This is a genomic window from Stenotrophomonas sp. GD03930 (genome assembly GCF_029839665.1).
Classification (GTDB): Bacteria; Pseudomonadota; Gammaproteobacteria; order Xanthomonadales; family Xanthomonadaceae; genus Stenotrophomonas; species Stenotrophomonas forensis.
In genome coordinates, this window is sequence record NZ_JAOCAV010000001.1 from 312,706 (window position 1) to 338,645 (window position 25,940).

The 25,940-nt window shown below is 67.2% G+C and carries 26 protein-coding genes; 24 read left to right on the forward strand and 2 right to left on the reverse strand.

What is annotated here, in order from left to right:
* The first annotated feature begins 50 nt into the window (after nt 1-50).
* A complete protein-coding gene (locus tag N5C18_RS01500) occupies nt 51-1,466 on the forward strand; it encodes a GGDEF domain-containing protein (RefSeq protein WP_274512320.1) in 1,416 nt (471 codons plus the stop codon).
* 2 nt (nt 1,467-1,468) lie between these two features.
* Here N5C18_RS01500 and N5C18_RS01505 read toward each other — a convergent pair whose 3' ends face one another.
* Nucleotides 1,469-2,674 (reverse strand): MFS transporter, encoded by a 1,206-nt coding sequence (locus tag N5C18_RS01505; protein ID WP_279943638.1) that lies wholly within the window; start codon nt 2,672-2,674, stop codon nt 1,469-1,471.
* Nucleotides 2,675-2,752: 78 nt separating this feature from the next.
* Here N5C18_RS01505 and N5C18_RS01510 point away from each other — a divergent pair, with 78 nt between their 5' ends.
* From N5C18_RS01510 to N5C18_RS01615, 22 genes are all read left to right on the forward strand, one after another.
* Nucleotides 2,753-3,181 carry a helix-turn-helix domain-containing protein gene (locus N5C18_RS01510; RefSeq protein ID WP_053449166.1) on the forward strand — a complete coding sequence of 143 codons (429 nt, stop codon included), beginning with the start codon at nt 2,753-2,755 and terminating at the stop codon, nt 3,179-3,181.
* A gap of 93 nt (nt 3,182-3,274) precedes the next feature.
* The gene (locus N5C18_RS01515; RefSeq protein WP_279943640.1) at nt 3,275-3,610 is read left to right on the forward strand and encodes a hypothetical protein; all 336 of its coding nucleotides are present in this window, start codon (nt 3,275-3,277) and stop codon (nt 3,608-3,610) included.
* Complete coding sequence (locus N5C18_RS01520; RefSeq protein WP_279943641.1) at nt 3,607-5,196, forward strand: PepSY-associated TM helix domain-containing protein; 1,590 nt, start codon at nt 3,607-3,609, stop codon at nt 5,194-5,196. The genes N5C18_RS01515 and N5C18_RS01520 overlap by 4 nt, the downstream gene beginning before the upstream one ends.
* Nucleotides 5,193-5,492 (forward strand): DUF3325 domain-containing protein, encoded by a 300-nt coding sequence (locus tag N5C18_RS01525; RefSeq protein ID WP_180878225.1) that lies wholly within the window; start codon nt 5,193-5,195, stop codon nt 5,490-5,492. Before N5C18_RS01520 ends, N5C18_RS01525 begins: the two co-directional genes overlap by 4 nt.
* Before the next feature lie 17 nt (nt 5,493-5,509).
* Nucleotides 5,510-7,717, forward strand: coding sequence for a TonB-dependent siderophore receptor (locus N5C18_RS01530; protein WP_279943642.1), 2,208 nt, complete (start codon nt 5,510-5,512; stop codon nt 7,715-7,717).
* Nucleotides 7,718-7,784: 67 nt separating this feature from the next.
* Nucleotides 7,785-8,915, forward strand: coding sequence for a metallophosphoesterase (locus N5C18_RS01535; RefSeq protein ID WP_279943643.1), 1,131 nt, complete (start codon nt 7,785-7,787; stop codon nt 8,913-8,915).
* A 132-nt stretch (nt 8,916-9,047) separates the two neighbouring features.
* Nucleotides 9,048-9,731, forward strand: a complete 684-nt coding sequence (locus N5C18_RS01540) for a response regulator (RefSeq protein WP_049456140.1) — start codon at nt 9,048-9,050, stop codon at nt 9,729-9,731.
* Nucleotides 9,728-11,107 (forward strand): ATP-binding protein, encoded by a 1,380-nt coding sequence (locus N5C18_RS01545; protein ID WP_279943644.1) that lies wholly within the window; start codon nt 9,728-9,730, stop codon nt 11,105-11,107. Before N5C18_RS01540 ends, N5C18_RS01545 begins: the two co-directional genes overlap by 4 nt.
* Nucleotides 11,108-11,186: 79 nt before the next feature.
* Nucleotides 11,187-12,023: an alpha/beta fold hydrolase gene (locus N5C18_RS01550; protein ID WP_008266311.1), complete on the forward strand. Its 837-nt coding sequence runs from the start codon at nt 11,187-11,189 to the stop codon at nt 12,021-12,023.
* Between the two features lies 1 nt (nt 12,024).
* Nucleotides 12,025-12,384, forward strand: a complete 360-nt coding sequence (locus N5C18_RS01555) for an EamA family transporter (protein ID WP_006425769.1) — start codon at nt 12,025-12,027, stop codon at nt 12,382-12,384.
* Nucleotides 12,381-12,779, forward strand: a complete 399-nt coding sequence (locus tag N5C18_RS01560) for a DMT family transporter (protein WP_006425768.1) — start codon at nt 12,381-12,383, stop codon at nt 12,777-12,779. Before N5C18_RS01555 ends, N5C18_RS01560 begins: the two co-directional genes overlap by 4 nt.
* A gap of 10 nt (nt 12,780-12,789) precedes the next feature.
* Complete coding sequence (locus N5C18_RS01565; protein WP_279943645.1) at nt 12,790-13,998, forward strand: DegT/DnrJ/EryC1/StrS family aminotransferase; 1,209 nt, start codon at nt 12,790-12,792, stop codon at nt 13,996-13,998.
* Between the two features lie 168 nt (nt 13,999-14,166).
* Entirely contained in the window at nt 14,167-14,883 is a 717-nt protein-coding gene (locus tag N5C18_RS01570; RefSeq protein ID WP_279943646.1) for an MtnX-like HAD-IB family phosphatase, read from the forward strand.
* A gap of 65 nt (nt 14,884-14,948) precedes the next feature.
* Nucleotides 14,949-16,349, forward strand: coding sequence for an aminotransferase class III-fold pyridoxal phosphate-dependent enzyme (locus N5C18_RS01575; protein WP_279943647.1), 1,401 nt, complete (start codon nt 14,949-14,951; stop codon nt 16,347-16,349).
* Nucleotides 16,350-16,377: 28 nt separating this feature from the next.
* Nucleotides 16,378-17,442, forward strand: coding sequence for a GNAT family N-acetyltransferase (locus N5C18_RS01580; protein ID WP_279943649.1), 1,065 nt, complete (start codon nt 16,378-16,380; stop codon nt 17,440-17,442).
* A 3-nt stretch (nt 17,443-17,445) separates the two neighbouring features.
* Entirely contained in the window at nt 17,446-18,330 is an 885-nt protein-coding gene (locus N5C18_RS01585; protein ID WP_279943650.1) for a hypothetical protein, read from the forward strand.
* Between the two features lie 141 nt (nt 18,331-18,471).
* Nucleotides 18,472-18,831 (forward strand): VOC family protein, encoded by a 360-nt coding sequence (locus N5C18_RS01590; RefSeq protein ID WP_049456145.1) that lies wholly within the window; start codon nt 18,472-18,474, stop codon nt 18,829-18,831.
* Nucleotides 18,832-18,899: 68 nt separating this feature from the next.
* The gene (locus N5C18_RS01595) at nt 18,900-19,112 is read left to right on the forward strand and encodes a ParD-like family protein (RefSeq protein WP_006425741.1); all 213 of its coding nucleotides are present in this window, start codon (nt 18,900-18,902) and stop codon (nt 19,110-19,112) included.
* Nucleotides 19,113-19,119: 7 nt separating this feature from the next.
* A complete protein-coding gene (gene map / locus N5C18_RS01600; protein ID WP_279944493.1) occupies nt 19,120-19,911 on the forward strand; it encodes a type I methionyl aminopeptidase in 792 nt (263 codons plus the stop codon).
* A 91-nt stretch (nt 19,912-20,002) separates the two neighbouring features.
* Complete coding sequence (locus tag N5C18_RS01605) at nt 20,003-20,386, forward strand: BlaI/MecI/CopY family transcriptional regulator (RefSeq protein WP_046983251.1); 384 nt, start codon at nt 20,003-20,005, stop codon at nt 20,384-20,386.
* Entirely contained in the window at nt 20,383-21,852 is a 1,470-nt protein-coding gene (locus N5C18_RS01610; protein ID WP_279943651.1) for a M23/M56 family metallopeptidase, read from the forward strand. Before N5C18_RS01605 ends, N5C18_RS01610 begins: the two co-directional genes overlap by 4 nt.
* Before the next feature lie 181 nt (nt 21,853-22,033).
* Nucleotides 22,034-24,160 (forward strand): TonB-dependent receptor, encoded by a 2,127-nt coding sequence (locus N5C18_RS01615; protein ID WP_279943652.1) that lies wholly within the window; start codon nt 22,034-22,036, stop codon nt 24,158-24,160.
* Between the two features lie 96 nt (nt 24,161-24,256).
* Here N5C18_RS01615 and N5C18_RS01620 read toward each other — a convergent pair whose 3' ends face one another.
* Nucleotides 24,257-24,877: a LysE/ArgO family amino acid transporter gene (locus N5C18_RS01620; RefSeq protein WP_053509428.1), complete on the reverse strand. Its 621-nt coding sequence runs from the start codon at nt 24,875-24,877 to the stop codon at nt 24,257-24,259.
* 105 nt (nt 24,878-24,982) lie between these two features.
* Between N5C18_RS01620 and N5C18_RS01625 the strand changes: the two genes are divergently transcribed.
* On the forward strand, nt 24,983-25,876 hold the full coding sequence (locus N5C18_RS01625) for a LysR family transcriptional regulator ArgP (RefSeq protein ID WP_279943653.1): 894 nt from the start codon (nt 24,983-24,985) through the stop codon (nt 25,874-25,876).
* Nucleotides 25,877-25,940 lie beyond the last annotated feature (64 nt).

Consider the following 25,940-nt stretch of genomic DNA (forward strand, 5'->3'; position numbering starts at 1 on the left):
CGCCACCACGGCCGATACCGGTGGTTTGCCGTACGCAGCCAGAGATCGACGTGGAATCACCCCAATTGGACGATGCCAGCCAGCCGTTGGCCGAGGCGTGGCAGCATTGCCTGCAACAGGCCGGCCCGGCCGCCACCGCGCTGTTGCGCGCCGCTGCCACCGATGCCCCGCCCGCGCTGGCCCAGCGCTTCTACGAAGTGCTGCTGCAGGATGCACGGGCACGCCGTTTCCTGTCCCATGAGCAGGTCAAGCAGCGCCTGCAACCGGCCATGCAGCGCTGGCTGGTGCAGTTGCTGACCACCGATGCCGCCGGCATCGCCACCACCGTCGCCTCGCAACGGGTGATCGGCGATGTGCACGCGCGGGTCGGCATTCCCGTCGACCTGGTGACCCGTGGCGCGCGCGTGCTCAAGCACGAGCTGTTCGTGCGCCTGCGCGACACTGCGCCCGACAGTGCCACCGCCTTCGCCGCCATCGACTGCCTCAGCGCGATCATGGACATCGCCATGGAAGGCATGACCCTGGCTTACACCCATGCGCGCGAACGCTCCACCCGTGCCGATGCGGCCTACCGGTTGTTCTCGCTGGTGCAGAACGTCAGCACCGAGCGCGAGCGTCAGCGCGCCCTGCTGCTGGATTGGGAGAACGCCCTGCTGTACGCCCTGGCCGGCCATGTGCAGGGCAGCGACAGTGCCAGCCTGGCCAGCTCCGAGTTCGGCCTGTGGTTCACCCACAAGGGCATCCCCAGCTTCGGTGAAAGCAGCGAGACCCAGCAGGTCGGGCAGTTGATGGCGCGTATCGATGATCGCCTGCAACAGGCCGCCACCGACGCCACTGCCCAGCGGCTGGCCGGGCTGCCATTGATCCGCGAAGACCTGGCAGCCATCCGCACGCTGATGACACTGCTGTTCGAGCGCATCGGCGAACTGGATGCCGGCAGCGACGCCCTGACCAACCTGCTCAACCGCCGTTTCCTGCCGACGGTACTGCGCAGGGAGATCGAGCTGGCCACGCGCAACCACACGCCGTTCTCGCTGCTGCTGCTCGATCTGGATCATTTCAAGGCCATCAACGACGGCCACGGCCATGATGCCGGCGACCGCGCGTTGCAGCACGTGGCGGGCCTGCTCGGCCAGCTCACCCGCGGCAGCGATTATCTGTTCCGCTATGGCGGCGAAGAATTCGTGGTGGTGCTGGTCGCGGCCAGCGAATCGCAGGCCGAAGTGATTGCCGAAAGCCTGCGCCGGCAGATCGCACAGTCGCCGGTGGCCCTGGCCAATGGACAGGTACTGGCACTGACCGCCAGCATCGGCGTGGCCGGCCATGACGGCCACCCGGATTACGAGCGGCTGATGGCGCGCGCCGACGCCGCGATGTACGAGGCCAAGCGCAGCGGCCGCAACCGCGTGGTGGTGGCCAGCGAGGCGCTGCAGGAGGCGCCGGGGCGGCGCGCATTGCAGCGGTAGCGTCAACGCCGGACGGGCGTGTCGCTCCGCAGGGGCATGCCGCGGTATGCCCCACATCCCCACCACAGCAGTGCCAGCACTGCGATGCCCGCCCCCAGCAGGCACACCGCGGCCCAACCATGCCGGGCCTGCACCCACGGTCCGGCCGCCGCACCGATGCCGCTGCCCACCGCGTAGAACAGCATGTACAGCGCCACCAGGCGCCCATGCTGTTCCGCCGGTGCACGCAGCAGCAGCGCCTGGTTCGACACATGCAGTGCCTGCCCACCGAGGTCGAGTACGACCACGCCCAGCAGCAGCAGCGACACCGACTGTTGAAGCCCCAGCAGCGGCCACCAGGCAAGCAGCATCAACACCAGCGCACCGAGGCTGACCCGATGGGCGAAGCCACGGTCCATCCAGTGCCCCACCCGCGCCGCCATCAGCGCGCCGAGCACACCCGCCAGGCCAAGGGCACCGATGGCGGCGGTCGACCAGTTCAACGGCGGTGCCGACAGTGGCAGCGGTGCCGCTGCCCAGAACACATTGAGGCCGGCAAACAGCAGCAGCGCCAGCGGAGCACGCTCGCGCAGCGTTCGATCCCGCCGCAGCATGCCCAGCATCGAGCACAGCAGCGCCGACCAGCGCGGCGGTATCGACGGCACCGGAACCGCCGGCAGCCGCCGCCACAGCACCCCTGCCAGGGCTGCCATCAGCAGCGCTGAAAGCAGATAGACCGCCCGCCAGCCAGCGCTGGCCGCCACCACGCCCGATAGCACGCGCGCCAGCAGCAGGCCGATGAACACTCCCCCCTGCACCACACCTACGCTGCGACCGCGCTGCTCGGGCGGCGACAGCGTGGCGGTATAGGCGATCAAGCCCTGGGTCAGCGCCGTGCCCAGCAGCCCGGCCAGCAGCATGCCCGACAGCAGCCACACCGCGGTGCGTGCCGCCGCCAGCCACGCCAACGCCACCACCAGTGCCATCAGCTGTAATCGCAACAGCCGGCGGCGGTCACCGCGGTCAGCCAGCGGAAGCAGTCCGAGCAGTGCCAGCACGCTGCCAGCCTGGGTAGCGGCCAGTACCGCGCCCGCCACCGCGCGATCCAGCGCGAACGCCTGTGCCAGCTGGTCCAACAGAGGCTGGGCGTAATAGACGTTGGCGACGCTGGCGCCCGCGGCAACGGCCAGCAGGACCAGCAGCGGACGTGGAATGGATTCAGCCTTCATGATGTGGTTGCAAATTGAAACTTGATGCAGGCTAGCGATGTTGGTTTTAAACTGCAACCACATTTGGAGACGCCCGCCATGCACGCTGACAGCCCCTGCCCCGTCGCCCGCGGCGCCGACCTGCTCGGTGATCGTTGGGCCCTGCTGGTGATCCGCGATGCCTTCGACGGCGTCAGTCGCTTCGGCGACTTCCAGCGCAGCCTCGGCGCGGCGCGCAACATCCTCAGCGATCGCCTGCGCAGGCTGGTCGAGGCCGGCATCCTGCAGCTGCAGCCGGCCTCCGATGGTTCGGCCTACCAGGAATACGTGCTCACCGCCGCCGGCCTGGAGCTGTTCCCACTGCTGGTAGCGCTGCGCCAATGGAGTGAACGCCATCGCTTCGGCGCTGGCGAAGCCCACTCTTCCTTGATCCAGCGTGACAACGGTTCAGCCGTTCCCTACATGCAACCGCTGGACAACAACAGACAACCGCTGCCCGCGCACGCCACTGTAGTGCGCAAGCTGTAGACGGCCGCATCCCCCGGATGGGGGACTCGACAGGGCCACCGGTGTCAAATAGCATTCAATCGCAATTGCACACGGTTCTCATTGACTTCGGCGATGGCCGCACCTACCTCTCCTTCTGCTGCCGGCGCTGCGCCGGCCAAGCGTGTGGCGCGCGTTAGCGGTCATGGCCTGCTCTGGGCCCGCGGGCTGCTGGCGCTGCTGGGCGGTTACGCGGTCGCCGCCTGCTGGGCTGCCGCGCTGGCGCGCCTGCTGCCCGTCGCCAGGGCCGATGCCACCCTGGTGGCGACCATGGCCGCATTCGTGGTCTACGCCCTGGCCGCCATCTGGGCCTATGCCGCGCGCAGCACCCTGCGCGCCGCACTGGGTCTGCTGGCCGCGGGCGCACTCGCTGCACTGATCGCTTGGCTGCTGCGCGGGAACATCGCATGAGCAGCGCCGACAACCTGGGCGGCATCCGGCAATCACAATCGGTGCTGCACACCTGGTCGGGCCTGGTGGTCGGCTGGGTGCTGTTCCTGATCTTCATTGCCGGTACCGCGTCGTACTGGAAGGAAGAACTGACCCGCTGGATGCAGCCGGAAGTCGGCCTGCCCGCCGATGCCACCACCGCAGTGAACCAAGCCCAGCAGTTCCTGGCCCGCACCGCAGCCGACGCGCAGCGCTGGAGCATCGAACTCCCCGATTCGCGCAGCAGCGCCACCACCGTCAGTTGGCAGCCGAAGGGCGAGAAGGAACGCCGGCGCGGCCAGCGCAATCCCAACCAGGCCACTCTGGATGCCGACGGCACCCCGGTGCAGGTACGCGAAACACGCGGCGGCAATTTCTTCTACCGCCTGCATTTCGATCTGCACTACGTGCCGGTGCTGTGGGCGCGCTGGTTCATCAGTGCCTGTTCCATGCTGATGCTGGTGGCGATCATCAGCGGTGTCATCACCCACAAGAAGATCTTCACCGACTTCTTCACCTTCCGCCGCGGCAAAGGCCAACGTACCTGGCTGGACGGCCACAACGCGCTTGCGGTGCTGTCACTGCCGTTCCATCTGATGATCACCTACACCGGTCTGATCACCCTGATGACCCTGTACATGCCGTGGGCGGTGGATGCGAACTACCCCGGTGGCCGCGATGCGTTCTTCGCCGAACTGTTCCCGCGTGCGGAGAAGGCCGAGGCCAGTGGGGTGGCCGCGACGCCGCCGGCGCTGGCCGAGGTGCTGCGCCGTGCCGAAGTGCAATGGGGCGGCGGCCATGCGGCCTCGCTGCAGGTCGAGCAGCCTGCCGATGCGGCGATGCGCATCAGCGTGCGCCGCCAGCAGGGCGACCAGATCGCTGGCGCTGCCGACACGCTGGCCTTCGATGCGCGCGGCAACCTGCTGGATGCGGCGCCGCCGCGTTCGGCCGCCGTCATCACCCGCGACGGCATGATCGGCCTGCATGCCGCGCGCTTCGCACCCACCACGATGCGCTGGCTGTTCTTCCTTTCCGGCGTGGCCGGCACGCTGATGGTGGCCACCGGGCTGGTGCTGTGGACGGTGAAGCGGCGCACCCAGCTGCCGGATCCGGCGCGGCCGCACCTGGGCTTCCGCATCGTCGAACGCCTGAACATCGGCTTCGTCACCGGCCTGCCGGTGGCGATGCTGGCCTTCCTGTGGGGCAACCGCCTGCTGCCGCTGGACGTGGCCAACCGCAGCGATGCCGAGGTGAAGGTGTTCTTCTACGCCTGGGCCGCCTGTGTGGTGCACGCGATGCTGCGCCCGGCCCGACGCGGCTGGGTAGAACAACTGGCATTGGCCGGCGCGTTGGCGCTGGGCCTGCCGCTGTACAACCTGGTGGTCTGGCAGGGCGGCGCGGTCAGTGCGCTGGCCAACGGTGATGGCGCCAAAGCCGGCATCGACATCGGCCTGCTGCTGATCGGCGCGAGCCTGTTGTGGGCCGCGCGCAAGGTGCACCGTTTCGTGCCGGCGCAGCGCAAGCCCCGCACCGCACGCGCCACCACGCCGGCCGAGGCGGGCGCATGAGCGTGCTTGCACTGCTGTTGGCGGCCGCCGCCTTCGCCTGCCTGGCCATGGCAATGGAACGCCACCACCGCGATGTGGCCGGCCATGCGCCACCAACGCCGCGCCGTCGCCTGCTGCAGGTGCTGGGCGCGCTCGGGCTGCTCGCCAGCCTGTTGGCCAGCATCACAGCCTGGGGCGCTGCACAGGGTTTTGTTGGTTGGTGCGGCGTGCTCGCCGCAGGCGCCGGGGCCATGGTGCTCTGGCTCAGTTTCCGCAGCCCGGCCAAGCCGGCGCCACGCCCGTCTTCCCGTTCCTGAACTAGAAAGGTCAATCCATGAAGTACACGCACTCTGGCGTCCTGCGCCGGAACGCCCTCGCCTTGTCGCTCGCCTGCGCCGCCTCGCCGGCGTTGGCACAGGACACTGCGCCGGCCACCACCGAACTGGACCGGGTGATGGTGACCCAGCGCACCGAGGGCTACCAGGTCTATGGCACCAACACCGCCACCAAGCTGCCGCTGACCCTGCGTGAAACCCCGCAGTCGCTGACTGTGTTCACCCGCCAGCGCATCGAGGATTTCAACCTCATCACGATTTCCGAAGTGCTGCAGCAGACGCCGGGCGTCACCATCCAGTCGTATGACAGCAACCGCACGCTGTTCAACGCGCGTGGGTTTGCCATCAACAACTTCATGTTCGATGGCATTCCCACCAACTACACCACTGGCGCCGGCGGCAACTCGATCCTCAGCGACACCTCCATCTACGAACGCATTGAAGTGGTGCGCGGCGCCAGCGGCCTGGTGACCGGTTCGGGCAACCCGTCGGCCACGGTGAACATGGTGCGCAAGCGCCCGACCGAAACGTTCCAGGCCAGCACCAGCCTCAGCGCCGGTTCGTGGGATTACAAGCGCGCCGAAGTGGATGTATCCGGCCCGCTCAGCAAGAGTGGCCGCGTGCGCGGGCGCTTCGTCGGCGCCTACACCGACAAGGAAAGCTGGGTGCGCTTCCAGCATGACAAATCGCCCAGCCTGTACGGGGTGATCGAAGCCGACCTGACCGACAGCACCCGCCTGCGTGCGGGCATCGACTACCTGAAGACCGGTTCCGATGGCGGCGCCTGGAGCGCCTCGCCGCTGTACTTCCGCGATGGCAGCCGCGCGCACATGCCGCGTTCCTACAGCGCCGCAGCGCGCTGGAACGAATGGAACCGCGAAAGCACCAACTACTTCGCCACGCTGGAACAGCAGTTCGGCGCCGGCTGGAGTGGCCGCCTGGCCTACAACCACCGCGCCACCGACACCGATTCGCTGCTGCTGGCCGGTTCCAACACCGGCAACTGGGCCGACCCGGTCACCGGCCTGGGCCTGCGCATTGCCGATACCTACTCGGTCTCGGAAACCCGCGAAGATGCCTTCGACCTGTACGCGTCCGGTCCGTTCCAGCTGTTCGGCCGTTCGCACGAGCTGGTGGTGGGCATCAACCACTACGACCGTGACCTGGACACCATCCGCGCCGGCATCACCTCGCGCCCGTACAACGTGGCCGCCTTCCCCAGCATCTTCAGCTGGGACGGCAACATCGGCAAGCCGACCACCTACAACTACGGTATTCCGTCCAGCACGGTGAACACCACCGAAACCGGCTACTACGCCGCCGTGCGCCTGAATCCGATCGACCCGCTGAAGATCATCGCCGGCGCGCGCTATTCCGATTACCGCACCACCACCGACAACTACAACACCGACGGCGTGTTCACCAGCCGCAGCGCGCGCACCACCGCGCATGAGCTGACCCCGTACGTGGGCGTGCTGTACGACCTGAGCAGCAGCATCACCGCCTTTGCCAGCTATTCGGACGTGTTCCAGGCCACCGCGCGCCGCGACATCAACAACCAGCTGCTGGACCCCACCACCGGTGGCAACTACGAGTACGGCCTGAAGGCCGACTTCTTCGGCGGCCGCCTGTACGCGGCGTTGAACGGCTTCTACATGAAGCAGGACAACGTGCCCGAACTGGACCCGAACGGTGGTGAGATCAAGCTGCCCGATGGCAGTTCGCCGTACATCGCCAGCCGCGGCATCACCACCCAGGGCGGTGAGTTCGAAGTCTCCGGTTCGATCAACGACCACTGGAGCATGACCGGCGGCTACACCTACAGCTACAGCAGCAACCCCGATGGCAGCCGCTTCGCCAGCACCAGCCCGATGCACCTGGCCCGCTTCAACACCACCTGGACCCATGGCCAGTGGACGCTGGGCGGAGGTGTCAGCGTACAGAGCGAGATCTACCAGATGCAGCCCATTCCCACCGGTCGCTTCACCGCCAGCGGCACGCCGGTCACGGCCACCGGCAAGATGAGCCAGGGCGGCTACGTGCTGTTCGACCTTATGGGCCGCTACCGCATCAACGACAACCTGAGCGTGGGCGTGACGGTCACCAACCTGTTCGACAAGGCCTACTACCGCAACGTCGGCTTCTTCAACTCTGGCTATTGGGGTGAACCGCGCCGCGTGCTGTTCAACCTGCGCGCGAAGTTCTGAGCAACGGCGTAGCATCAGGGGCGGGCCTTCGGGCCCGCCTTTTCATTGCCCGCCAAGGAAACACCCGATGCTGCACCGTGCCCTGTCCTGCCCTGCCCGCCTGCTGCTGACACTGGCCCTGCTGCTGGGCACGCCCCTGTTGCAGGCCCGCGAGGTCGCCGCACCGGCCGCCCATGTTGAGGCCGATGGCCCCTATGTGTTCCGCCAGGGCAACCAGCTGCAGGCCAAGTGGATCTGCGCCGACAAGGTCGAGTCGCGCACGCTGGCCATTGGCGCAGCAGATACCGATGTCGCGCCGCGCTGCGGGTACGCGCACACCGTGCACGTGGCCGCACCCACTGCGCCCTCGGTCTCCGTGCTGCCGGCGGTGCCGCGCATCGTGGCGCTGTCCGACATCCATGGCCAGTACGGTCTGCTGGTGCGCCTGCTGCGCGCCAACAAAGTGATCGATGCCCAGGACCGTTGGGCAATGGGCAAGGACACCCTGGTCATCGCCGGTGATGTGTTCGACCGCGGCCCGCAGGTGACCGAAGCGTTCTGGCTGCTGTATGGCCTTCAGCAGCAGGCCGCCGCTGCCGGTGGCGCGGTGCACTTCGTGCTCGGCAACCACGAGACCATGGTGCTGTACGACGACCTGCGCTACGTCAACCCGAAGTACCTGCGCAGCGCGCAGCTGCTCGGCCGCAGCTACCCGCAGCTGTACGGCGCAGATTCGGTGATCGGCCAATGGCTGCGTACCCGCCCGGTGCTGCTGAAGATCGGTGACACCCTGTTCCTGCACGGCGGCATCTCGCCCGAGGCGGTGGCACTGGCGCTCGATCCGGCGCGCACCAACGCGGCGTACCAGGCCTCGCTGGGCCTGCCCAAGGCCGAAGTGAAGGCCGACCCCGCCACCGCGCCGCTGTATGACGGCAAGACCAGCCCGATCTGGTACCGCGGCTATTTCGACGGGCGTCTCGACACGGCGGGCGTGCAGGCGGTACTGGACCGCCTGCAACTGAAGCGCATCGTGGTCGGCCACACCTCGATGCCGCACGTCAGCAGCTTCCATGGCGACCGCGTGATCGCGATCGACAGCAGCATCAAGAACGGCGAGAACGGCGAGCTGCTGTTCATCGAGAACGGCGCGCTCAGCCGTGGCCTGCTGGACGGCTCACGGGTGCCGCTGGCGCCAGGCGAACCCGGCCTGCAGGACTGAATGGCGGGACAGCGCGGCGGCGGCCAACCGCCCCGCGCCGCTCCACCTTCACCCGGTTTGCGGCTACCCTCGGCAGCCGAGAGGCCCACCCCGTCCATCCGGTGGGCCTGACCGTTACAGGAGCCCCCGCGCATGCGCGTATTGATTGCTGAAGACGACCCGGACATTGCCTCCGGCCTGTGCGCCTCGTTGCGCCGGCAGGGGCATGTGGTCGACCACGTCGACAATGGCGCGCACGCCGATGCTGCGCTGGGCTCCACCCAGTACGCGCTGCTGGTGCTGGACCTGGGCCTGCCGCAGCTGGACGGCCGCGATGTGCTGCAGCGCCTGCGCCAGCGCGGTGATGGCCTGGCGGTACTGGTGGTGACCGCGCGCGATGGCCTGGCCGAACGCGTGCGCGTGCTCGACCTCGGTGCCGATGACTATCTGGTCAAGCCGTTCGCGCTGGACGAATTCGAAGCGCGCGTGCGTGCGCAGCTGCGCCGGGTCACCAGCAACGGCAACCCGGACCTGCGCATCGGCCGCCTGCGCCTGGACCTGGCCGGGCACCGGGTGTGGATCGATGACCAGTCGCTGGAGCTGACCGCACGTGAGTTCGGCCTGCTGTCGGCTCTGGCGGTACGCGCCGAGCGCATCGTCTCGCGCGCGCAGCTGGTGGAAGCACTGTGCGACTGGGGCCAGGACCTGACCGACAACGGCCTGGACATCGCCCTGCACCGCCTGCGCCGCAAGCTGCAGCCGGGCGGCATGGGCATCCGCACCGTGCGCGGGTTGGGCTACATGCTGGAAGACGGGCAGGACGACAGCGCCCCGTGATCAGTGGACCGCCCAGCCTGCGCCGGCGCCTGCTCGCCTTCCTGGCGTTGCCGATGCTGGGCCTGCTCATCTTCAATACGATCCTGGCCTATTACGTTGCGCTGGACTATTCCAACCGCATCCACGACCGCAACCTGATCGACGATACGCATTCGTTCGCGCAGATGCTGAGCACCATGCCGGTGACCAGCGACCTGTCACCGCAGGCCCGCTTCCTGATCGAATACGATCCCGACGGCCATCGCTATTTCAACGTCGACAGCAGCCGCAAGGGAACCCTCAGCGGCAACGCCGACTTCAGCCCATACGCGCCGTCGCAGGACTGCGCGGGCGTGCATCCGGCGCTGTATGACGGCAACCTCAACGGCCAGCAGGTGCGCATGGCCACCGTCTACACCCAGGCGATGAACGATCCGCAGGACCAGCTGGCGGTGACCGTGGCCGAAAGCATGGCCGACCGCCGCCAGCGCGCGCGCGAGATCCTGATGATCATCATCCCGCTGATGACCATGCTGGCGCTGGGCACCGCCGCGTTGGTCTGGTTCGGCGTGACCTACGGCCTGCGCATCCTGACCCCGCTGAGGACCCGCCTGGCACAGCGCCGCGGCGAACTGGCGCCGATCTCCGATGCCGACGTGCCGGAAGAGATCCAGCCGCTGATCAGCACCATCGACGATCTGTTCGCGCGCCAGGCCGAGATGATCACCCTGCAGAACCGCTTCATCGCCGATGCCGCCCACCAGCTGCGTTCGCCGCTGGCCGGCATGGCCCTGCACGTTGACCAGGCGCTGGCGCATGGCGACCCGGACACCGTGCGCGAAGCCCTGCAGCACATCCGCCGGCTCAACCAGCGCACCGCCCGGGTCAGCACCCAGCTGCTGGCGCTGAGCCGGGCACAGACCGTGCCGGACACGGTGGAAGCGCTGGACCTGTGCGAACTGGTCCCGCAATGGGTTGGCATGCGCGTGCCGGAGGCGATCCGCGATGGCATCGACCTCGGCTACCGCGGCAGCAGCCAGCCGCTGCGCGTGCTCGGCAACGGCGCCATGCTGCAGGAGGCGCTGGACAACCTGATCGACAACGCCCTGCGCTATGCCGGCCGTGATGCCACCGTCACGGTTGGCGTGCACGCGCTGGATGACAATGACGTCGAACTGTACGTGGAAGACAACGGCCCCGGCGTGCCCGAGGACGTGATGCCCCGGCTCGGCGAACGCTTCTTCCGTGCCCCCGGCACCGCCGCCAGCGGCACCGGGCTGGGGCTGGCCATCGCCCATGAGGCGGTGGAGCACTTCGGCGGCCGCCTGGCCTTCCTCAACCGGCCCGGTGGCGGGCTGAAGGTGGCCATCACGCTGCCGCTGCTGAAGGCCCCCTGACCCGGCCCGGGGCGTTGAAAGGCTGGTGAAAATCGCGCTTGCGATCCTGCCATCCCCACTGCCGTCCCGGAGCCGCCAGGTGACCGAATCGCACGACTTCTTCCTCCCCGGTGGCCCGCAGGGCGTGCTGCTGGTGCATGGCCTGACCGGCACCCCGGCGGAAATGCGCATGCTGGGCAAGGGCCTGAACAACGCGGGATTCACCGTGCACGGCGTGCAGCTGCCCGGCCATTGCGGCACCGTGGATGACCTGCTGGCGACCACCTGGGAGCAGTGGTACCAGGGCGTGGAAGATGCAGCGGCCGAGCTGCGTGGCAAGGTCGACCAGCTGTTCGTCGGTGGCCTGTCGATGGGCGCGGTGCTGTCGCTGGCACTGGCCGCTCGCCGTCCGGAGTGGGTGTCCGGCGTCGGCGTGTATGGCGCCACCTTCCGTTACGACGGCTGGAACATCCCGGCCGTAGCCCGCCTGTCGTTCCTGCTGCCGTGGTTCAAGCGCTTCAACATCGGCCGCGACCGCATGTTCATGGAGGAGCCGCCGTACGGCCTGCGTGACGAGCGCCTGCGCGCGCAGGTCAGCGCCGCCATGCTGTCCGGCGACAGCGCCGCCGCCGGCCTGCCGGGCAACCCCTGGCATGCCCTGGCCGAAATGCGTGCACTGAGCCACTGGACCCGCCGCCACCTGCACCAGGTGACCGCACCGTGCCTGGTGATGCACGCCCGTGAGGATGATGTGGCCAGCATGGGCAATGCCGAACTGGTGATGTCGCGGGTCAGCGGTCCGAAGGAACTGGTGGTGCTGGAAGACAGTTACCACATGATCACCATCGACCGCGAACGCCGCGACGTCATCCGCCGCAGCGCGCGTTTCTTCACCGAGATCGGTGAACGCAGCGGCGTGCTCAAGGCGGTGGCCTGAGATGGGGGCACTCGCCACCCTGCTGTGGCTGGCCAACGTCGTGCTCGATACCGGTGGCCAGCTCGCCTTCAAGGCTGCGGCCAGCGACCCGCAGGACGGCGAAGGCCTGCAACGCTGGAAACACATGCTCAGCCGCCCCTGGCTGTGGATCGGCATCGCCTGCTATGTGCTTGAGTTCGTCGCCTGGATCGCGTTCCTGTCGCTGGTACCGCTGTCCAAGGGCGTGCTGCTGGGCTCGATCAACATCGTGGCGCTGATGATCGCCGGCCGCTTCCTGTTCCGCGAGAAGCTCACGCCGCTGCGGGTCACCGGCATGCTGCTGGTCACCGCCGGCGTAGCCGTGGTGGGGGCCGGATCATGAGGCGCCTGTATGTGATCGGTTTCCCGCTGCTGATGGCCTTCGATACGCTGGCCCAGCTGTGCTTCAAGTATGCGGGCGATGCGGCGCTGCCGGTCGAGGCCAACAGCGCGTGGCTGCTGCGCGTGCTGTCGCAGCCGTGGGTGTACGGCGCCATCCTCGGCTACATCGGTGCCTTCTTCACCTGGATGAGCCTGCTGCGCCATGCGCCGATCGGCCCAGCATTCGCCGCTTCGCACCTGGAAGTGATCAGCGTGCTGCTGCTGTCGGCCTGGCTGTTGAACGAGCCGCTGACCCTGCATCACCTGGTCGGTGCGGTACTGATCGTGGCCGGCATCGTCTGCCTGGGTCGTGCCGAAGCAGACGACCCGCACAGCCCCGCCGAAAGCACCGCATGAGCGCGTTGCGATGAGCCTGTTCGCGCGCGAACTGCCACCGACCGCAGGCCTGCCGATGCAGGCCAGCGACTTCCTTCCCGGTGGTGGCGACCTGCGCGACATCCTGGCCCGACAGCTCGGCACACCGCCGCTGCAGCTGACCTGCTCCGGTACTCACGCGCTGCTGATCGCGCTGCGCACCCTGCGCAAGCGCGCGCCCAATCGCGACACCGTGATCCTGCCGGCCTACACCTGCCCGCTGGTGCCGATCGCGGTGCACAGCCTGGGCCTGCGCGTGCAGCTGTGCGATACCCGCCACGGCCACTTCGACTTCGATCCCGGCCAGCTCAAGCGCCTGGCCGATGCGCGCACGCTGGCGATCCTGCCAACCCACCTCGGTGGCCGCATCGCCGATGTCGAGCTGGCCTGCGAGATTGCACGCGGCGCGGGTGCCTGGGTCATCGAGGATGCCGCGCAGGCACTGGGTGCACGGATCGGCAACAGCAGTGTCGGCCTGCGCGGCGATATCGGTTTCTTCAGCCTGGCCGCCGGCAAGGGATTGAGCCTGCACGAAGGCGGCCTGCTGGTCAGCCGCGACGACGAGCTGCGTGCCGCGCTGGCCGGACATGCTGCCGAACAGGTGCGTTCCAGCCTGCGCTGGGAGCTGCTGCGCAGCGTGCAGCTGCTCGGCCTGGCGGCCTGCTACCGACCTTCGCTGTTGTCGCTGGTGTATGGAAATCCACTGCGCAGCGCGCTGCAGCGTGGCGACCTGGAAGAAGCGGTCGGTGACATTTTCCCGCTGGAGATTCCACAGCACCGGGTCAGCCAGTGGCGGCAGAACATCGGTGCCCATGCCGCGCGGCGATTGCCTGCCTTCCTGCAGGCCGGGCGCCTGCGTGCGTTGCAGCTGCGCGTGCAGCTGGCCCAGCTGCCGGCGGTGGAGGTGGTCGATGGGCTGGCCGGTACCGGTGGCACCTGGCCGATGCTGATGCTGCTGCTGCCCAGCCAACGCGCCCGCGATGCGGCACTGAAAAACCTGTGGCCGCGCGGCCTCGGCGCCAGCCGCATGTTCATCCATGCGCTGCCCGACTACGCCTACCTGCGCGGCATCGTGCCGGCCACCGACGTGCCCAACGCACGCGACTTCGCCGCACGCATGCTGACTCTCGGCAACAGCGCCTGGCAGACCCGTGAAGACACCGCGGAAATCCTGCGGGCGCTGGCTGATGCCCAAGCGTGAAAGCCGCTTCTCCCGGGCATTCCGCGCATTCAGCAACGTCACTTCCTGAACGCTTTCCCCGCCCGGAAATGAAGGCTTTCAACAGGAAAGGAACGAGAAAGGCGGCCTGCCTACATTGAGCCTGCCCCGGCACCGTGCCGGACGCCTTTCCCATCGACGGACCTGCCCATGCACTGGAGCATCCTGTGTGACTTCGACGGCACCATCAGCCTCGAAGATGTCATCGACTCGCTGCTGGAGAAGTACGGCCAGCCGGGCTGGCAGGAACTGGAAGAACAGTGGAAGTCGGGAAAGATCGGCTCGCGTGAATGCATGCAGGGCCAGGTGCGGCTGCTGAAGCTGGACCCGGCCACGCTTGATGCGCACCTGGACCAGGTGCAGATCGATCCGGGCTTCACTGCCTTCGTCGCCCGCGCCGAGCAGCTGGGCCTGCCGCTGCGCATCGTCAGCGATGGCCTGGACTATGCGATCCACCGCATCCTCGCCAACCACGGCCTGTCGCGGCTGCCGGTGGTGGCCAACCACCTGCGCTGGTGCGAAGACCACTGGGAACTGGAATCGCCCTACCAGTCCGAAGGGTGCCGCAGCGGCACCTGCAAGTGCACCTGCGCTGCGCAGGCACGTGCCAACGAAGCACCGCACGTGCTGATGATCGGCGACGGCAGTTCGGACTTCTGCGTGTCGGAGGATGCCGACTTCGTGTTTGCCAAGCGCCGCCTGATCACCCATTGCACCCATGCCGGCATCGAACATGCCGCGATCGATACCTTCCACGATGCCATCGCGCTGTTGCCGCGCCTGCTTGATGGCAGCCTGCTGCAGCCACGTCGCATCGACGCCAGCCCGCAGCCCACTGCACTGCCCCTGCTGCTGGCCACCGCCTGAGCACCTCCTTCCAGACCCGCTACCCCGTTGCCCCCTTTCGAACGTCCTTCACGGAACCGAACTGCATGAACATTTTTGACAAGAATGCCGACGCCGCTGCCTCCGATGCGCAGCTGCTGGCCGACGAAGCCCGCTACAGCTCCTTCGGCGACACCGTCCACTACGTCGACCCGCCGAAGATCTTCCAGCGCGGCGAAGGCAGCTACATGTTCGACGGTGCGGGCGTGCCCTACCTCGACCTGCAGATGTGGTACTCGGCCTGCAACTTCGGCTACAGCAACAAGCACCTGAACGATGCGCTGAAGGACCAGATCGACACCCTGCCGCAGGTCGCCAGCCAGTACCTGCACCCGACCCGCGTGCAGCTGGCCAAGACCATTGCCGTGGACATGCACGAGAAGTTCGGCCTCGACGGCCGCGTGCACTTCAATGTCGGCGGCGCGCAGGCCATCGAAGATTCGCTGAAGATCGTGCGCAACGCGCGCGGCGGCAAGAGCCTGATGTTCGCCTTCGAAGGCGGCTACCACGGGCGCACCCTGGGTGCCTCGTCGATCACCTCCAGCTACCGCTACCGCCGCCGCTACGGTCATTTCGGCGAGCGCGCGATGTTCATCCCGTTCCCGTACCCCTTCCGCCGCCCGAAGGGCATGACCCCGGACGAGTATTCCGACCACTGCGTGTGGCAGTTCGAGCGCCTGTTCGAAAGCGAATACAACGGCGTGTGGGATCCCAAGGTCGGCCAGGCCGAGTACGCCGCGTTCTACGTCGAGCCGATCCAGGGCACCGGCGGCTACGTCATCCCGCCGCGCAACTTCTTCACCGGCCTCAAGCGCGTGCTGGACAAGTACGGCATCCTGATGGTCGTCGATGAAATCCAGATGGGCTTCTGGCGCACCGGCAAGCTGTGGTCGATCGAGCACTTCGGCGTGACCCCGGACGTGCTGGTGTTCGGCAAGGCGCTGACCAACGGCCTGAACCCGCTGTCGGGCCTGTGGGCGCGCGAAGAGCTGATCAACCCGACCGTGTTCCCGCCGGGTTCCACCCACTCCACCTTCAACTCCAACCCGCTGGGCACCCGCCTGGGCCTGGAAGTGCTGAAGCTGGGCAAGGAAATGGACTACGAGCGCACCGTGCCGGAAAAGGGCGCGTACTTCCTCGACGGCCTGCGTGGCCTGCAGAAGCGCCATCCGGAAATCGGCGACGTCGATGGCCTGGGCCTGGCCCTGCGTGCGGAAATCTGCCAGACCGACGGCTACACGCCGAACAAGGAACTGCTGGACCGCATGGTCGACATCGGCCTGGCCGGCGACCTGCTGCATGATGGCAAGCGCATGGGCCTCGTGCTCGACGTGGGTGGCTGGTACAAGAACGTGATCACCTTCGCGCCGTCGCTGGACATCAGCTACGAAGAGATCGACCTGGCGATCACCCTGCTCGACCAGGCGCTGACCAAGGCCAAGGGCTGAAGTCGATGCGCTGCCGGTTCCCGTGCCGATGGAGATGACGTCACGCGCGTCCAGCACTGCGCTGGAACCGGCCGCGCTGCTGGAGGGCTTCCTGGCCCACCCGCCGCTCGGATTCGAGGCAGGCCGCCTGCCCAGCGGCCTGCCAACCTTCCGTGCGCCGCTGGACCTGACCACCACGATGGACGACGCACTGCGCGGCAAGCTGCTCGGCCTGCCGCTGTCGCGCCTGTGGCGGCCATGGATCACCTGGCAGACCCGCTTCGTCGGTGCCACCAGCACCGAGTACACCCCGCTGCCGGCGCATGTCGCGCCGGAGGCGCTGGCCGAGGACGTGACGCGCCACGCGATCGGCGATACCCGGCTGCTGGTGGTCAAGGACCTTGCGATCGATTCGCCGCTGCTGGACGAGGCGGCCAATGCACACAGCGGTGCCTTCCTGCAGGCGCTGCTGGCACGTGGCTTCGTCGAACTGGAAGGCATGCCGCTGGCCTGGGTGGCGATCGATTTCGATTCGCTCGACGGCTATCTCGGCCGCCTGTCGTCCTCGCGTCGCAAGAACATCCGGCGCAAGCTGCGCTCGCGCGATGACCTGCAGATCGACTGCATCGCCACCGGTGATCCGGCGCTGGCCGACCCGCTGCTGCAGGCCGAACTGTATGCCCTGTACCTGGGCGTGTATGCGCAGAGCGCGGTGCATTTCGACCAGCTCGACCTGCTCTACTTCCAGCACCTGCTGGCCGACAGCCAGGGCCAGGGGCGGATGTTCCTGTACCGCCACCAGGGCCAGCTTATCGGCTGGAACCTGTGCTACGTGCACGCCGGCAAGCTGGTGGACAAGTACATCGGCCTGGCCTACCCGCAGTCGCGCGAGCACAACCTGTACGCGGTCAGCTGGATGCACAATCTCGACTACGCGCTGCAGCACGGTCTGAGCCATTACGTGGCGGGCTGGACCGACTCGCGGATCAAGGCCGAGCTGGGCGCAAGCTTCACCTCCACCCGTCACGCGATCCACGCACGCTCCCCACTGCTGCGCGCCGCCCTGCGCAGGCTGGCGCCGCATCTGCAGGGCGAACCTGATGGAGGCGGTTGAACGATGCCATTGCGTTCCCCGCTGATCCTGGACCTGGATGGTGGCGTGCTGCCGCTGCCCCAGGCACAGACCCTGGCCCTGCCGCAGTGGCACGATCCGCTGCGCTTTGCCTGCAGCAATGCCACGCTGGACCGCTTCACCGCTGACGTGCTGGCCCCGCTGCCGGCCCAGCTCGGCACGGTCATGCTTGGCAGTGGCGATTTCCACCACCTCAGCCTGCCGCTGCTGCGGCGCATGCGCGCGCAGGCACCGTTCCAGCTGGTGGTACTGGACAACCACCCCGACAACATGCGCTTCCCGTTCGGCATGCATTGCGGCTCCTGGGTGAACGCCGCCAGCAAGCTGCCGCAGATTTCGCACATCCATGTGCTGGGCATCACCTCCAGCGACATCGGCCTTGGCCATGCCTGGGAGAACCATTGGCGCCCTCTGCTGGGCGGTCGCCTCACGTACTGGTGCATGGACGTGGACGTGGGCTGGGGCCATCGCCTGGGCATGGGCCGCGCCTTCCGCCGTTTCGAACATCCCGAGGCACTGGTCGCTGCGTTCGCTGCCGAGCAGGCCAAGTCGCCGCAACCGACCTACCTGTCCATCGACAAGGATGTATTCGCCGAGGACGTGGCCCGCAGCAATTGGGACCAGGGCCGCTTCCAGCTGGAAGACGCACTGGTGGTGATCGAGGCGTTGCGCGCCGGCGGCCTGGTCGGCAGTGACATCACCGGCGAAGTATCGCTGGCCAATTACCGCAGCCGGTTCAAGCGCTGGCTGTCGTCGCTGGATGGCCAGCCCGACATCCCTGCCGACGATCTTCCCGTTTGGCAGGCGCGCCACCAGCAGGTGAACCGCGAACTGCTGGCGGCGATGGCCGCGGTGCCGACAGCCTGCTGACCGCTTGCGGTCGCGCCGTCCGCTGGCCGGCAATGCTTCGGTAGTGCCGGCCGCTGGCCGGCAACCTCATTGTTCCCGGGCTCAGAAGGATGCCGGCCAGCGGCCGGCACTACACTGGACGCCCGCCCCGGAGCCCTCGCCATGCCCCAGACCGTCATTCCGCAACTGCGCATGCGCCACGCCGACACCTCCCTGCCGTTCTACGTGCAGGGCCTGGGCTTCGTGGTCGACTGGGAACACCGCTTCGAACCCGGCTTCCCGCTGTTCGCCCAGCTCACCCGCGACGGCCAGACCCTCTTCCTCACCGAACACACCGGTGATTGCGAGGTCGGCGGCGCGGTGTACTTCATCGTCGAGGATGTCGATGCGCTGCACCGTGCCTTCAGCGCCGCGAACGTGCCGATCGAGCAGCCGCCGCATGACACCGAATGGGGCAGCCGCGAGATGCTGCTGCGTGACCCCGACGGCAACCGCCTGCGCTTCGCCACCCACGCAGACTGAACCCTGGCGACTTGAGCTGGATATACGAAACATATACGCTTCGTATATTCACTTCCCCAGGACCTCCGATGGGCATCGTCAACATCGATGACACCCTGCACGACCAGCTGCGCCGTGCATGCACCGTCTCCAGCCGCTCGATCAACGCCCAGGCCAATTTCTGGATCCGGGTCGGAATGCTGTGCGAGATGAATCCTACGCTGAGCTTCCAGGACATCGTCGCCAGCGAACTGCGCGCGGCCGGCGTGCAGCCACAGGCGCTGGCGCCCGGGCGGGCCTGACATGGCGATGATCAAGCAGCCGCACGAAATCGCGCTGATGGCCGAATCCGGGCGCCTGCTGGCGCAGGTGTTCGCCGCGCTCGACCGGCTGCCGCTGCAGGGCCGCAGCACCATGGAAATCAACGATTTCGTCGAGCGCATGATCGTCGATGAACTCCATGCGCGGCCGGCCAGCAAGGGCCAGTACGGCTTTCCGTACGTGCTCAATACCTCGATCGACAACGTGATCTGCCACGGCGTGCCCAGCCCCACCGACGTGCTGCGCAACGGCCAGATCGTCAACCTCGACATCACCCTGGAGAAGAACGGCTACATCGCCGACTCCAGCACCACCTACCTGGTCGGTGAGGTCGACTATGCAGCGCGCCGGCTGGTGCAGACCACCTACCAGGCGATGTGGAAAGGCATCGCCACGGTGCGCCCCGGCGCGCGCCTGGGCGACATCGGCCACGCCATTGCCCGCCACGCGCGCAGCCATGGCTACAGCGTGGTGAAGGAATACTGCGGCCACGGCATCGGCCAGGAAATGCACGAGGAACCGCAGATCCTGCACTACGGTCATCCGAACACCGGCATGACACTGGAAGAAGGCATGGTGTTCACCATCGAACCGATGCTCAACCAGGGCAAGCCGGCCATCCGCCAGCAACCGGACGAATGGCCGGTGTACACCCGCGACGGCAAGCTGTCGGCGCAGTTCGAGCACACCGTGGCGGTCACCCGCAGCGGCGTGCGCGTATTGACCCTGCGCCCCGGCGAAACGCCGTTGTACGCCATCGACCGGATGGCGACCGACTGACCTCAGCACTTCCGCGCTTCGATGCCCCTCTTGCATGGCATGCGACACATGTCGCACACTCGCGACATCAATCGCACGCACAGGTCTGGCCATGCCCCGCCCCCCAACACCTTCGAACGCCGAACTGGAGTTGTTGAAGTGCCTGTGGCGCGATGGCGCCTGCAGTGCGCGTGAACTGCACAACGCGGCAGCTGCTGCACTGGACTGGTCGTATTCGTCCACGCGCAAGACGCTGGAAAGGATGGTCGACAAGGGCCTGGTGAAAGAGGGCAGCCAGCACGGCCTGAATGTCTACAGCGCCCAGGTCGGCAAGGTGGCCACCCTGGCCGCACTCAGTGCCGACTTCGCTCGCCGCGTACTGGAGATCGACGGGCCGCTGCCGACCCAGGCCTTCGCCGAAAGCCGCCTGCTGAGCGACAAGGAAATCGAGCAACTGCAGGCGCTGCTGCTCCAGGGCGACGAGGACCAGCCATGAGTCTGTCATCAACCGGCCTGTGGATGATCAGCCTCACTGCAAGCCTGTTCGGGGCTGGCCTGGTCTGGTACGGCGCGCAACTGTTGCAGCGCCAGCTCGGGCTCTCGCATGCGTCGGCGCGTTTCTGGCTGGGGGCGTGGTTGTGCGCTGTGCTGCCCCCCTTGCTAGCGCTGATGCTGCCGATGCAGGCCGCGCCGCTGCAGGAGCTGTCCAGCACATTGCCGGTTGCGCTGGACAGCGGTACCGGCGCACTGCTGTCCGTGCAGCTGCCTGCACTCGCGGCGACTGAACCCTTGATGGCCTGGCTGACGCCACTGCTGCTGACCGTCCATATCGCAGGGGCCCTGCTGGCCCTCGCTCGGTGGGCGTTGGCCAGCCGCCGGCTGCGCGCCCTGTTGCGCGACAGCCAGCCGCTGCAGGCAATGCAACTGCCGGGACCGCAATCGCGCCAGATCATGCGGGAGCTGCAGCAGAAAGGGATCGCGCTGCGTTTTCTAGCTGGCAACGGCACGCCGTTTGCCCTGTGCAGGCCGCAACCACAGATCATCCTGCCGGCAGCCAGCCTGGCCCTGCCGGATCGAACGCTACGCCTGGTCATTGGCCATGAGGCGGCCCATCTGCAGCGCCGAGATCCCCAGCGCGCTGCATTGATGCGACTGGTCGGTGCGCTGTACTGGTTCAATCCGTTCGTACGACGCATTGCCGCGCGCGTGCAGCTGGCCGCCGAGTTGCAATGCGATGCGCGTGCACTGGCCGAGGGGGGCGCCAGCAACGATGGCCGCCTATTGGCCCACGCCTATATCCAGACACTTCGCCATGCTACGGGAGAGCAGCCAGCCAGTGCCCTGACCCATCGCGATTTCGGCGGCCACCAGCTACGCCTGCAGCATATGCTGCAGGGCGATGCGGGTCGCCGCCCCGGTATCACCAGCGTCCTGCTGCTGGTCGCGCTGGGCGCCGCCTGCACGGTCGGTCTGGCCACCGTCCAAGCCGCCGCGATGGCAGGGCCGCCGTCTCTTCCGCTGCCATTGCCGGTCACATCAGTAACAGTCCTGGAAGAAGCGCTGCCGCCAGCCCCTTCATTCGCTGCGCCGCTGTCCAATACGCGGGTTACCAGCGTATTCGGTCATGTTTCCGACTTCCGCCAGCGCGCCCATCGCGGCACCGACTTCGCCGCCCGCCGAGGCACCGCCGTGCTCGCCCCCGCCGACGGCACAGTGATCGCCGCCACGCACGCCTATCCCGATGGCGCCAACTACGGCACGGTTGTCGTGATTGATCATGGCGCTGGCTGGCAGTCGCTGTTTGCGCACCTGCAGGACTTCGCGGTACAGCCAGGCCAGCGCGTGCGCAGGGGCGATCCCATCGCCCGCAGCGGCAACACTGGGCGTACCACCGGTCCACACCTGCACATGGAACTGCTACGCAACGGAACACGAGTGGACCCGCAGGACTGGCTGCAGTAATGCACTGATCGGCGCTCTGCCGCCGCCCTCCATGCATCGTTTCGATACCCGGCCGCGGGAGGACCTGCTGCGGCCCGCTGTCCCGCCGTGACAAAGGAACTGCACGACCATGCGACGATCATCGCCTTCCCCGACAACGCTGTGGCCACATGCTGGCATGTGGCTCACCATTGGCTGCCTGATGGCACCAGCGAATGCCGCGGCCCTTCCACCAACGACACCCGCCCCTTCAAACACGACCGATCTGGATGCAGTGCACGTCCAGGCCGAGCGTTACGATGCTCGCCGTGACGACACCGCGAGTCGCATCGTGGTGGACCGCGAGGCACTGCAACGGCATGGCGACACCGACCTGCTGGAGGCACTCAAACGCTTGCCCGGCATCAGCGTTTCCAGTGGTGCTCCGGGCCGCCCAGGCAGCGTATCACTACGCGGCCTGGGTGCCGGCTACACGCAGATCCTGCTGGACGGCCAGCGTACGCCCGCTGGCTTCAGCCTGGACTCGCTGGCCACCGATCTGATCGAGCGCATCGAAATCCTGCGCGCGCCTACTGCTGACCAGGGCATGGGTGCCGTCGCCGGTACACTCAACATCGTCACCCGCGCGCCGATTGCAAAAGACGGCCAGCGGCTGACACTTTCATGGGCCGACAATCAGGGGCGCAGCACCCCATCGGCAAGCTGGCGGCAGACCCATGCCGGCCTGGACCGAGATCTTGCACTGACCGCCACAGCTACTGCCCGTGGCTTCCTGGTGGAGGAACGCAGCAGAGAAGATGCTTGGGATGGTGTTGGCGCGCCGTTGCTGCATCGACAATCCCGCCTGCGCGCCACCGGGCATCGTGACAGCGTCTCGCTCGCCCCCTCACTGACGCTCAGAACCAGCGAGGACACCACTCTTTCACTACAGGCCCTGGTGGATGCATCCGACTTCCGTCGCGACATGTACATCGATTGGGAAACGGCGCTGGGTGCGGAACTGCGTACTCCACATTACCGGCAGCGCACGCGCCTGCGCCTTGATCAGGGCCAGGCCAGCGCGGAGTGGGAGAAGAAGCTACCGGACGGCGGCAGCCTGAACCTGCGTCTGGCACTGGATGGCAACCGCGAAAACTACCGCTTCCGCGAGCAGGGACAGGATGCGGGGCAGCAGGACAACCTTCTCGATCGCACCGATGCGCAGCTGCATGTGCTGGGCGGCACTACCCGCGTGCGGTGGACTCTGCCGGCGTGGGGTCGCCATACATTGCAGGTCGGTGCCGAAAGCAGCATGGATTCGTGCCGCGAATCACGCCTGCAGCAACTCCGGTATTCCCCTGATGAGCCATCGACGATCAGCGACCTTTCCTTTGATGCGCGCCTGCACCGCATCGCCGTCTATGCGCAGGACGAGTTCCCACTGGGAACGCGAAGCGCCTTCTATGTCGGCGGTCGCTGGGAACAACTGCAGACCCGCAGCGAAGGGCGTGGCTTCGCTGCGATGCGTCACCGGGCCAGCGTTTTCACGCCGGTCCTGCAGGGTCTCTGGAAGCGCGCAAAGGGCAAGGACCAGCTACGGGTATCACTGAGCCGCAGTTTCCGCGCACCGGCACTGCGCTCACTGGTCCCGCGGCCGTATACCTCCACCAACAACCGCCCACTGAACCCCGACGAGATCGGGAATCCAGCGCTGCGTCCGGAACTGGCATGGGGTCTGGATGCGGCCTGGGAAATGCACGGCCGTGAAGGTACACAGGGGAGCATCGGCGGTTACATGCGCCGCATCGACGCGCCGATCCGCAATGAAACCATCCTGCGTGAAGGGCGTTGGGTATCGACGCCGGTCAACGGTACCCGCGCCACGGCCTGGGGCATCGAAATGGATGGCAGGATGCCGCTGGCACGTCTGTACCGCAGAGCGCCGGATATCGAGCTGCGCGGCAACGCCACCTGGAACCACTCCCGGGTCAGGGATCTCCCCGGGCCTGACAATCGGATTGAAGACCAGGTGCCATTCACCGCCAGTGCGTCGCTCGATTACCGCATTTCATCGCGCTGGAGCAGTGGCCTGGCTTACACCCATCGCAGCGGAGGCAGAATACGCTACAGCCTGAGCGAGCTGGACATCACGTCCTATCGACGCGAGCTGGAGGCTTGGGCGCAGTACGCAAGCGAACGGCGCGGCAAGCTGCGCTTGACCGCCTCGAACCTGTTGGCGCAGGACTTCGAGACCGGCCATTGGCGTTTCGACGAAGGCGGATCGCAGGTACTTCGCAACACCCGACGTTCCGTGCCCGGTCTTCGCCTGCAATGGGAGCTCCCGCTGTGATCAGCATATGCACGGGGTACAACTCAAACGCGCAGCACCCGGCCGCGTGAACCGTATCGGTGGAACGCACACGCAACACCGGCGTGCGTCATGCACTCATGGCGATAGCGGACGCAACAGCAGCAGCGTGGCGAGGCATAACATGAAGACCGCCACGCCTGCGTCCAGCACGCGCCACGCAGCCGGCCTGCGGAACACCGGCTGCAGCAGCCGCGCGCCATAGCCCAAGGTGCAGAACCAGGCCACGCTGGCCACGCAGGCTCCGGCGGCGAAGGCCCAGCGCAGATCGCCGGGGTAACGCGTGGACAAGCTGCCGAGCAGCACCACCGTATCCAGATAGACGTGCGGATTGAGCAGCGTGAACGCCAGGCAGGTCAACAGTACCTGGCGCCCGCTGCCACCCTGCGTCTCGGCGGCGGCCAAGGCACTGCCACCGTGCCAGGCGCGCAATCCGGCCTGCAGTCCATACCAGAGCAGGAACGCCGCACCGCCGAAGCGCAGCACCTGCAGCAGCAACGGCCACTGCTGCACCAACGCCCCCATGCCGCCAACGCCGGCCAGGATCAGCGCGATATCAGCGCCGGCACAGGCCAGCACCACCGTTCCGACATGGCGACGTTGCAGCCCCTGGCGCAGGACGAAGGCATTCTGCGCACCGATGGCGATGATCAGGCCGGCACCTGCGAACAGGCCGGCGGTGGTAGCGGCGATCCACATCAGGAAGGCCCAGGCAGCGAAGGGACGCGCAGGGTGCGGCCATTGCCGCGTTAAGACAATCTGATTTTTCTTTATCCTGTGCAGAAAAACTGAATGGGCGCTTGCATGGATCTGGTACACCCGCAACTGGCCGCGTTTGCCGCGGTGCTGGAGGAAGGCAGCTTCGAGGCTGCGGCACGCCGTCTCTCGATCAGCCCCTCGGCGCTGTCGCAGCGGATCAAGGCGCTGGAGGACAGGCTCGGCCAGGTACTGGTCGTGCGCCAGGCACCGTGCCGGCCCACCGCCGCCGGAGAGGCCCTGCTGCGCCGCGTCCGGCCCATGCAGGCACTGGAGGCCGAGGCGCTGGCCGAACTGCTGCCCGAGCGCGGCAGCGACGCTGCGCGCACGCCGATCCCCTTGGCGGTCAACGACGACTCGCTCGATACCTGGTTCGTACCGGCGATCGCCGAACTGCACCAGCGCCACGGCTACCTGTTCGACCTGCGCATGGACGACCAGGACCACACCCTGCAGCTGCTGCGCGATGGCAGCGTGCTCGGCGCGGTCACCGCCGAAGGCCAACCGGTGAAAGGCTGCAACGTGCATCCGCTCGGCGCGATGCGCTACCACGCCATCGCCTCGCCCGGCTTCGCCCGCCAGTACTTCAGCGATGGCATGCAGGCCGCCGCCTTGGCACGCGCACCGATGCTGGTGTTCAACCGCAAGGATGAACTGCAATGGCGCTTCGTGCGGCGGCTGACCCGCGCGCGCCTGCAGCCGCCGCTACACTACCTGCCCTCCTCCACCGGTTTCGTCGAAGCCGCAGCGTGCGGACTCGGCTGGGGCATGGCCCCGGAAACCCTGGTCGCGCCCGCCGTGCATGCCGGCCGCGTGGTGGTACTGGAACCCCGCCGCTGGCTGGATGTGCCGCTGTACTGGCAGCATGCCGCCGTGCGCTCAAGCACGCTGCAGCACATCACCCAGGCGCTGCGCAGCGCGGCCAGCGGCACCCTTCGCTGAGGACCACACGATGACCGCAGACCCGGGCTTCACACCGCGCGCACTACCGTTTGCGCACTTCTTT

What these genes read in the sequence shown, in the direction of transcription:
- N5C18_RS01505 (WP_279943638.1), bottom strand. Translation starts at nt 2,674, where the DNA reads ATGAAGGCTGAATCCATTCCACGTCCGCTGCTGGTCCTGCTGGCCGTT.
- N5C18_RS01510 (WP_053449166.1), top strand. Translation starts at nt 2,753, where the DNA reads ATGCACGCTGACAGCCCCTGCCCCGTCGCCCGCGGCGCCGACCTGCTC.
- N5C18_RS01515 (WP_279943640.1), top strand. Translation starts at nt 3,275, where the DNA reads ATGGCCGCACCTACCTCTCCTTCTGCTGCCGGCGCTGCGCCGGCCAAG.
- N5C18_RS01520 (WP_279943641.1), top strand. Translation starts at nt 3,607, where the DNA reads ATGAGCAGCGCCGACAACCTGGGCGGCATCCGGCAATCACAATCGGTG.
- N5C18_RS01525 (WP_180878225.1), top strand. Translation starts at nt 5,193, where the DNA reads ATGAGCGTGCTTGCACTGCTGTTGGCGGCCGCCGCCTTCGCCTGCCTG.
- N5C18_RS01530 (WP_279943642.1), top strand. Translation starts at nt 5,510, where the DNA reads ATGAAGTACACGCACTCTGGCGTCCTGCGCCGGAACGCCCTCGCCTTG.
- N5C18_RS01535 (WP_279943643.1), top strand. Translation starts at nt 7,785, where the DNA reads ATGCTGCACCGTGCCCTGTCCTGCCCTGCCCGCCTGCTGCTGACACTG.
- N5C18_RS01540 (WP_049456140.1), top strand. Translation starts at nt 9,048, where the DNA reads ATGCGCGTATTGATTGCTGAAGACGACCCGGACATTGCCTCCGGCCTG.
- N5C18_RS01555 (WP_006425769.1), top strand. Translation starts at nt 12,025, where the DNA reads ATGGGGGCACTCGCCACCCTGCTGTGGCTGGCCAACGTCGTGCTCGAT.
- N5C18_RS01560 (WP_006425768.1), top strand. Translation starts at nt 12,381, where the DNA reads ATGAGGCGCCTGTATGTGATCGGTTTCCCGCTGCTGATGGCCTTCGAT.
- N5C18_RS01565 (WP_279943645.1), top strand. Translation starts at nt 12,790, where the DNA reads ATGAGCCTGTTCGCGCGCGAACTGCCACCGACCGCAGGCCTGCCGATG.
- N5C18_RS01570 (WP_279943646.1), top strand. Translation starts at nt 14,167, where the DNA reads ATGCACTGGAGCATCCTGTGTGACTTCGACGGCACCATCAGCCTCGAA.
- N5C18_RS01575 (WP_279943647.1), top strand. Translation starts at nt 14,949, where the DNA reads ATGAACATTTTTGACAAGAATGCCGACGCCGCTGCCTCCGATGCGCAG.
- N5C18_RS01580 (WP_279943649.1), top strand. Translation starts at nt 16,378, where the DNA reads ATGGAGATGACGTCACGCGCGTCCAGCACTGCGCTGGAACCGGCCGCG.
- N5C18_RS01585 (WP_279943650.1), top strand. Translation starts at nt 17,446, where the DNA reads ATGCCATTGCGTTCCCCGCTGATCCTGGACCTGGATGGTGGCGTGCTG.
- N5C18_RS01590 (WP_049456145.1), top strand. Translation starts at nt 18,472, where the DNA reads ATGCCCCAGACCGTCATTCCGCAACTGCGCATGCGCCACGCCGACACC.
- N5C18_RS01595 (WP_006425741.1), top strand. Translation starts at nt 18,900, where the DNA reads ATGGGCATCGTCAACATCGATGACACCCTGCACGACCAGCTGCGCCGT.
- map (WP_279944493.1), top strand. Translation starts at nt 19,120, where the DNA reads ATGATCAAGCAGCCGCACGAAATCGCGCTGATGGCCGAATCCGGGCGC.
- N5C18_RS01605 (WP_046983251.1), top strand. Translation starts at nt 20,003, where the DNA reads ATGCCCCGCCCCCCAACACCTTCGAACGCCGAACTGGAGTTGTTGAAG.
- N5C18_RS01610 (WP_279943651.1), top strand. Translation starts at nt 20,383, where the DNA reads ATGAGTCTGTCATCAACCGGCCTGTGGATGATCAGCCTCACTGCAAGC.
- N5C18_RS01615 (WP_279943652.1), top strand. Translation starts at nt 22,034, where the DNA reads ATGGCACCAGCGAATGCCGCGGCCCTTCCACCAACGACACCCGCCCCT.
- N5C18_RS01620 (WP_053509428.1), bottom strand. Translation starts at nt 24,877, where the DNA reads ATGTGGATCGCCGCTACCACCGCCGGCCTGTTCGCAGGTGCCGGCCTG.
- N5C18_RS01625 (WP_279943653.1), top strand. Translation starts at nt 24,983, where the DNA reads ATGGATCTGGTACACCCGCAACTGGCCGCGTTTGCCGCGGTGCTGGAG.